General features: G+C 67.8%; 7 protein-coding genes. All 7 read left to right on the plus strand.

The features are described 5' to 3' along the window. The first annotated feature begins 1 nt into the window (after position 1). The gene (locus AS031_RS18980; RefSeq protein WP_058269726.1) at positions 2-901 is read left to right on the plus strand and encodes an ABC transporter permease; all 900 of its coding nucleotides are present in this window, start codon (positions 2-4) and stop codon (positions 899-901) included. Positions 902-914: 13 nt separating this feature from the next. Then, a complete protein-coding gene (locus AS031_RS18985) occupies positions 915-2,279 on the plus strand; it encodes a sensor histidine kinase (RefSeq protein WP_058269727.1) in 1,365 nt (454 codons plus the stop codon). Beyond that, positions 2,276-2,968, plus strand: coding sequence for a response regulator (locus tag AS031_RS18990; RefSeq protein WP_058269728.1), 693 nt, complete (start codon positions 2,276-2,278; stop codon positions 2,966-2,968). Before AS031_RS18985 ends, AS031_RS18990 begins: the two co-directional genes overlap by 4 nt. Positions 2,969-3,026: 58 nt before the next feature. Continuing rightward, positions 3,027-3,953 carry an intradiol ring-cleavage dioxygenase gene (locus AS031_RS18995; RefSeq protein WP_058269729.1) on the plus strand — a complete coding sequence of 309 codons (927 nt, stop codon included), beginning with the start codon at positions 3,027-3,029 and terminating at the stop codon, positions 3,951-3,953. A gap of 10 nt (positions 3,954-3,963) precedes the next feature. Further along, on the plus strand, positions 3,964-5,268 hold the full coding sequence (locus AS031_RS19000; protein WP_058269730.1) for a M18 family aminopeptidase: 1,305 nt from the start codon (positions 3,964-3,966) through the stop codon (positions 5,266-5,268). 398 nt (positions 5,269-5,666) lie between these two features. Further along, positions 5,667-6,155 carry a GtrA family protein gene (locus AS031_RS19005; protein ID WP_228379681.1) on the plus strand — a complete coding sequence of 163 codons (489 nt, stop codon included), beginning with the start codon at positions 5,667-5,669 and terminating at the stop codon, positions 6,153-6,155. Between the two features lie 155 nt (positions 6,156-6,310). Continuing rightward, on the plus strand, positions 6,311-6,824 hold a 514-nt coding region (locus tag AS031_RS19010), incomplete at its 3' end, for a hypothetical protein (RefSeq protein WP_141688871.1).

Below are 6,824 nucleotides of genomic sequence, written 5' to 3' on the forward strand. Positions count from 1 at the left end.
CATGAGCACCCAGACCCAATCCCCCGCGGCCCCCGCCCGTTCCAGCGCCGCTACCCGCCACAACCTCAGCTTTGGCGGCGTGCTCCGGTCAGAGTGGATCAAGCTCTTCTCCCTGCTGTCCACCCGGATCCTCCTGCTCCTGACGTTCGCGGCCATTATCGGCGTCGGCGTCCTGACCGCCTTCGTGCGTTACAACATCCTCGATTCCATGGCCGCCAGCGCCCGCGCACAGGGCGTGGAGCCTTCCTCCGACATGCTGGAGCAGTCCATGCCGCCGGGTTCCGGCCTGGACCTGTACAACCTGCCCAACGCCGGGCTGCAGATCGGCATCCTGATCTTCGGCGCCCTGGCAGTGCTCTTCATGGCCTCCGAGTACGCCACCGGCATGATCCACTCCACCATGAGCGCGGTGCCCCGGCGCACGCCGGCGTTCGTGGCCAAGGCGATCATCCTCGCGGTGGTCTCCTATGTGATCACCACGGTGGCCGGAGCCGTCACCTTCCTGCTCTCGCTGCCGATGTTCCAGGGCCTCGGCGTGGACCTGTCCTGGTCCACGGACGGCGTCGTCTACAGCGTCTTCACCGGCGGCCTGTACGTTGCCGGAGTGGCCCTGATCGGCCTGTCGCTGGGGACGCTGCTGCGGAACTCCGCAGGAGCCATCACCGTGCTGGTGGGCATCTTCTTCGTCATCCCCATCGCGGCGGGATTCGCCTCGCTGATCCCGGGTGACTTCTGGAAGTACGTGCCGCAGTACATTCCGAGCGAGGCAGGCGGACGCTTCCTGGCCATCGGCGAAATTGACGCTTACATCGACCCCTGGCAGGGCGGCCTGCTGTTCCTCGGATACGTGCTGCTGTTCCTGGTGCCGGCCGTGATCGTGCTCAAGGAACGCGACGTCTGACCACCGCCCCAGGATGAGCGAAGCCCCGACTGCAAGGGACGCGCCGGCCGGACAGGCCGACGCGTCCTTTGCCGAACTTACGGAGCGGCGGCGGGGCAGGATCCGGCGCTACCTCCACCAGCATCCGCGCGTCATGGACGGCGTCGTGGTGCTGGCCTATGTCCTGCTGGTGGCGCCCACGGCGGTGGATGCGCTGGTGTCCGGCACATGGCTTGTCGCAGCCCTGCTCGGGTCCGTGGCGGCCGCACTGTTCCTGCGGCGCTTCCAGCCCGTGGGGCTGGTGGCGTACGTGGCCGTGGTGGAGGTTGCCGTCACGTTGCTGCACCCCTGGGGCTCCAACGCCTCCACCGGGCTGTGGTTCTCGCTGTACTCCGTGGCCGTGGTGCACACCAGGCGGTTCGCGCTCATCACCATGGCCGCCGCCACGGCGCCGCTGTCCCTGCTGTACCTGCTCGCCGCGGTCGGGCCCATGGAGAACTCCCTGGTGCAGGACACCGGCGCCAACCCGGCGGACTTCCACCTGCTCACCAGCATCGCCACCGGTGCCACCATCGCCCTGTCCAACGTCATTGCCACGGGCATCGGCATCGGCGTGAAGCAGCGCCGCGAACACGAACAGGAGGTGGCGGCATGGGCGGCGCGCACCGCCCGGCTGGCCTCCGTGAACGAACGCAACCGGATCGCCCGGGAAATGCACGACGTCGTGGCCCACTCGCTGACGGTGATGATCAGCCTCTCCGATGGTGCCGGCGTCGTGGTCCGGAAAAGCCCCGAACGCGCCGGGGAGGTGCTGGGGGAGCTTTCGCGCACCGGCCGGGCGGCGCTGGCGGACATGCGGCGGGTCCTCGGCGTGCTCCGTGACGACGCCTCAACCTCCGCGCCCCGGCTTCCGCTGGCGTCCGGGGACAGCCTGGCCAAGCTGCTCGAAGGGTTCCGGACCGCCGGCCTTCCGCTGCATTACTCGCACACCGGGCCCGCGCTGCCTGCCGACGCGGCCTTCCAGCTCACGGTGTACCGGATCGTGCAGGAATCGCTGACCAACGTGCTCCGCTACGGACGTTCCCTGAGCCGTGTTGATGTGGACATTACGCGCGCGGGCGGGACGGTGACCATTGACGTGCACGACGACGGTGCGGCCGGGGGCGCACACCGCGCCGACGACGGAGGTACCGCAGCCGATGCCGGGTCCGGTGCGGGCGTCCCGTTTGGCACGGGGCAGGGCCTTGCGGGCATGGCCGAACGGGCCCGCATTTACGCCGGGACCGTCAGCGCCGGCCCGGGAGGCCGCGGCTGGCGCGTCCGCGCGGTGCTGACCTGCCCGGCAGAGGACCGCCCCAAACCGCTTCCCGCACTCGACCAACTGCAAGGCAAAACATGAGCGAAGCATCACCGATCACCGTCCTGCTGGTGGATGACCAGCCGCTGCTGCGGATGGGATTCCGCCTGATCCTGGAGGGTGAGGAAGACCTGCGGATCGTCGGTGAGGCGTCCGACGGCGCGGAGGCCGTGGAGAAGGTGCGGGACCTCAGCCCCGATGTGGTGCTCATGGACGTCCGGATGCCGGTCCTGGACGGCATCGAGGCCACCCGGGCCATCACGGCAGACGGTTCGCCGGCGCGCATCATCATCCTCACCACGTTCGACGTGGACGAGTACGCGTTCGCCGGCCTCCAGGCGGGAGCGTCCGCGTTCCTGCTCAAGGACGTGGCGCCGTCGGAACTCATCCACGCCGTCCGCGTGGTGGCCAGCGGGGACGCCGTGGTGGCGCCGAGGGTCACGCAGCGGCTGCTCGAGACCTACGTCCGGGGTGCGGCAACCCCCGCCCCGGCGGCCCCAGCACCGGATCCGCTGCTGGCTGACCTGACGCCGCGGGAGACAGAGATGCTGGAGGCGATGGCCGAGGGGCTGTCCAACGCCGAGATAGCCCACCGGTACTTCCTGTCCGAAGCCACGGTGAAGACCCACGTGCGCCGCATCCTGACCAAGCTGCACCTCCGGGACAGGGTGCAGGCGGTGGTGTACGCCTACGAGACCGGCCTGGTGGTGCCCAGCAACCCGGATTACTGACAGCCGGTTCACAGGAAGGCCCTATGCAGGACATAGGGTCAGACCCTTTGATGTATGCATGAGTACGCACCCGCAGCACGAGTCCGGTCCCGAGGGACACCAGCCGCACCCGGACCACGACCGAGGCCTGGAGTTCGACCTGTCCACCATGCTGAGCCGGCGGTCGTTGGGCCTGGTCCTGGGCGCCGGCGGCGCCGCGGCTGCCCTGGCCGCCTGCACACCAGGCGGTACCGGCTCGGCCAGCCAGCCGGCGTCGACCGCGTCCACGACTGCCGCCTCCGCCCCTGCCTCTTCTTCCGCGTCCGCTTCCGCCAGCGCCACTCCGACGCCCACCCTCACCCGCGCCATTGCCGAATGCGGTGTGGAGATCCCGCAGGAAACCGCAGGACCGTATCCGGGGGACGGCTCCAATGGGCCCAACGTCCTCGAGGCGTCCGGGGTGGTCCGCAAGGACATCAGCTCCAGCTTCGGGACAGCCTCGGCCACGGCGGAGGGCGTGCCCCTGACCTTCACCCTGACCCTGCTGGACAACGCCAACGGCTGCACTCCCATGGCCGGCGCCGCCGTGTACGCGTGGCACTGCGACAGGGACGGGAAGTACTCGATGTACGATTCGAGCCTCAACAACGAGAACTACCTGCGCGGGGTCCAGGAAGCCGACGCCAACGGCCAGGTCACCTTCACCTCCATCTTCCCGGGAGCCTACTCCGGGCGCTGGCCGCACATCCATTTCGAGGTGTTCGAGTCGATGAACAACGCGACGGCGGCGGGCCAGGTGCTGGCGGTTTCGCAGATTGCGCTCACCCAGGCCGCCTGCGACGACGTGTACGCCACGGCCGGATACGAGAAGAGCATCGCCAACGTGAGACGCACCACCCTGCAGTCGGACAACGTCTTCGGCGACGACGGCGGCATCTACCAGTTGGCCACGATGACCGGCTCGGCGGCGGCAGGCTACACGGCGGGACTCAACGTCACCCTCTAGACTCGGGAGCATGCCTATCCACGCCACAGCCGCAGACCACATCCAGGACCTTGGCGCTTACGTCAGCGCATCGCCGTCGAGCTTCCACGCGGCACACGAAGCGGGACGGCGGCTGGAGGAGGCGGGCTTTGTCCGGCTGGATGAGCTGGAGCCCTGGGACGGCGGCCCCGGTTCGTTCTTCATCATCCGGGACGGTGCGCTCATTGCCTGGGTGGTTCCGGAGAACGCCGGCCCCACCACCGGGTTCCACATTTTAGGGGCCCACACGGATTCGCCGTCGTTCAAGCTCAAGCCCAAGCCCACCACCGGCGCCTACGGCTGGCTCCAGGCGGGCGTGGAGGTGTACGGCGGTCCGCTGCTGAACTCGTGGCTGGACCGCGAGCTGCAGCTGGCCGGCCGGCTGGTGATGCGGGACGGCACCGAGCACCTGGCCGCCACCGGACCGCTGCTGCGGTTCCCGCAGCTGGCCATCCATTTGGACCGCGCCGTGAACGACGGGCTGACGCTGGACAAGCAGCGGCACATGAACCCGGTGTGGGGGCTGGGAAACCCCGCCGACTTCGACGTGCTGGCGGTCCTGGCCGCGTCCGTGGACGGCGCCACCGTGGATCCCGCCGGCATTGGAGGGTACGACGTCGTCATTGCGGACACGCAGGCGCCTGCGGTTTTCGGGGGGTCCGGGGAGTTCTTCGCGTCGGGGCGGCTGGACAACCTTTCCTCCACGCATGCTGGGCTTTCTGCGCTGATCGCGCACGCGGGCTCGTCCCTGCCTGAGGACGCGCCGATCGCCGTGCTGGCCGCCTTCGACCACGAGGAAATCGGGTCCAACTCGCGCTCCGGCGCCTGCGGCCCCATCCTGGAGGACGTGCTGGTGCGGATCTCCGACGGCCTGGGCGCCACGGTGAGCCAGCGGCGGCAGGCGCTGGCGGCGTCGTTCTGCGTCTCGGCCGACGCCGGGCACGCGGTGCACCCGAACTACGCCGAGCGGCATGACCCCGCCAACCACCCCGTCCTGAACGGCGGGCCGCTGCTGAAGATTAACGCGAACCAACGCTACGCCACGGACGCGCCCGGCGCGGCGCTGTGGGCACGGCTGTGCGGGGAAGCCGGCGTGCCCTACCAGGAGTTCGTGTCCAACAACGCCATTCCCTGCGGTTCCACCATCGGTCCCCTGACCGCCACGCGCCTGGGCATCCGGACCGTGGACGTGGGGGTGGCGCTGCTGTCCATGCACTCCGCACGGGAGCTGTGCGGCGTGGAGGACCCGCTGCGGCTGGCTTCCGTGGCGGAGCTGTTCTTCGCTGCTGCCCCGTAGGGGCCCGGTTCTGCCGCGACTGTAGAAAGCGCGGCCACATTTTATTTGTGGACAGGCACGGAAGTCTGCCTGTCCGGTGTGTCTTGGCGGGTGCGGATTACCACAGCGGCAACGCTGCGAGAGGACGTCACTTCACCTGACGGGCCCGCCGTATAACTTGCCATGACCTCCCCGGGTTCTGTCCGGATGCTGCCGCTTGAACCTGCATCCCGGATTTCCCGCAATTCCCGCAACGTCCACATTGAACCGGCCATATCCCGCATGGGTGCGTCCGCACCCGGGGTAATCCATCCACTCGATGCCTAGCTTGGTGGCACCACAACGCCCGGCAGCACTTCGAGCTCAGGACCACGGTGACCATGGCCACTTCTTTATTTCACGACGCTGATCCCGGCCCCGTGCCCTCTCGGATCGCCGTCCTTGGCCGCAGGGCTCTGGCCGTTGTCGCGACGGCACGCATGTCCCGGTTTGCGGCCGTCGGGGCGTGCGGAACAGTACTGAACCTCGCCATCATGGCCTTGCTGCTCGGCTTTGAAGTTCACTACTTGCTGGCAGCGGCCGTCGCGGCGGAGTTGACCATCCTGAGTAATTTCCTCATGCAGGAACACCTGGTTTTCGCGGACAGGCGCCACAGCCGTCCCTTTTGGCACCGGTTCTCCGCCAACTTCGCCTTCAACAACGTTGAAGCTCTGGCCCGGGTCCCGGTGCTCATGTTCCTCGTCGAAGTGCTCGTTATTTCTGAGGTCCTCGCCCAGGCGATGACGTTAGCTGCAGCTTTCCTGCTGCGGTTCCTTTTTGCATCGCGGTTTATCTACCGCGCACAGCCAACGAATGCTGCCGGGGTGCGTGCCAGCTCCGCCGTTCCCGTGGAGGTGGAAACCGCATGAAGTCAGCTCACCGCTCACGGGCGGCCGCCATTCTCGCCACTTCCAGTATGGTTGCGGCGTTCCTGGTTTTGGTTCCGGCTCCGGCTCACGCTGCCCTCCCGACAGGCAGCCTCACAGCACCGGCGGCCGGCAGTTCATATTCAGCGGGCGACACGATGCAGCTGAGCGCCACCGTCCAGGACACCCCTGGCGCGACCGGTCCCACGGCCGGAGTCCGCCAAGTGGAATGGTGGCTTTACGCAGACAAAGACCAGGGCGCCCCCACGGACTTCTCCGATCAGTACGCAAACAACCACGAGGACAAGATCAACTTGGGCGTGGCCCGCGTACCTGCTATCGGCACGGCCACCGACGGCACCTTCCAGAGTACTTTCACGGTTCCTTCAGGGGGAACCATCGCGGTGACCTGGGACGGGGACCATACGACGCCCATTCCAAGCGGCCAGACACGGACCTACTCGCTTCCGTCGGGAACCTATCGTGTCCAGGCACACCTTCAGGACGACGAATGGTTGGCCAACCCGGGGACCCCAGGGCTCACGCAGGTCAACACCATAACCCTCGACACCGGGGTTGCTGGTCCGCCGCCGGCGTCCACGAATTTGGTGGTGAACGGTAATTATGCCGATGGCGATGGTATTCCGTCCTGTTGGCTCGAGGGATCCTGGG

Origin of the sequence: Pseudarthrobacter enclensis (assembly GCF_001457025.1) — a bacterium.
Classification (GTDB): domain Bacteria; phylum Actinomycetota; class Actinomycetes; order Actinomycetales; family Micrococcaceae; genus Arthrobacter; species Arthrobacter enclensis.

Coding starts and splice junctions, on each gene's coding strand:
- AS031_RS18980 (WP_058269726.1), top strand. CDS start 2: ATGAGCACCCAGACCCAATCCCCCGCGGCCCCCGCCCGTTCCAGCGCC.
- AS031_RS18985 (WP_058269727.1), top strand. CDS start 915: ATGAGCGAAGCCCCGACTGCAAGGGACGCGCCGGCCGGACAGGCCGAC.
- AS031_RS18990 (WP_058269728.1), top strand. CDS start 2,276: ATGAGCGAAGCATCACCGATCACCGTCCTGCTGGTGGATGACCAGCCG.
- AS031_RS18995 (WP_058269729.1), top strand. CDS start 3,027: ATGAGTACGCACCCGCAGCACGAGTCCGGTCCCGAGGGACACCAGCCG.
- AS031_RS19000 (WP_058269730.1), top strand. CDS start 3,964: ATGCCTATCCACGCCACAGCCGCAGACCACATCCAGGACCTTGGCGCT.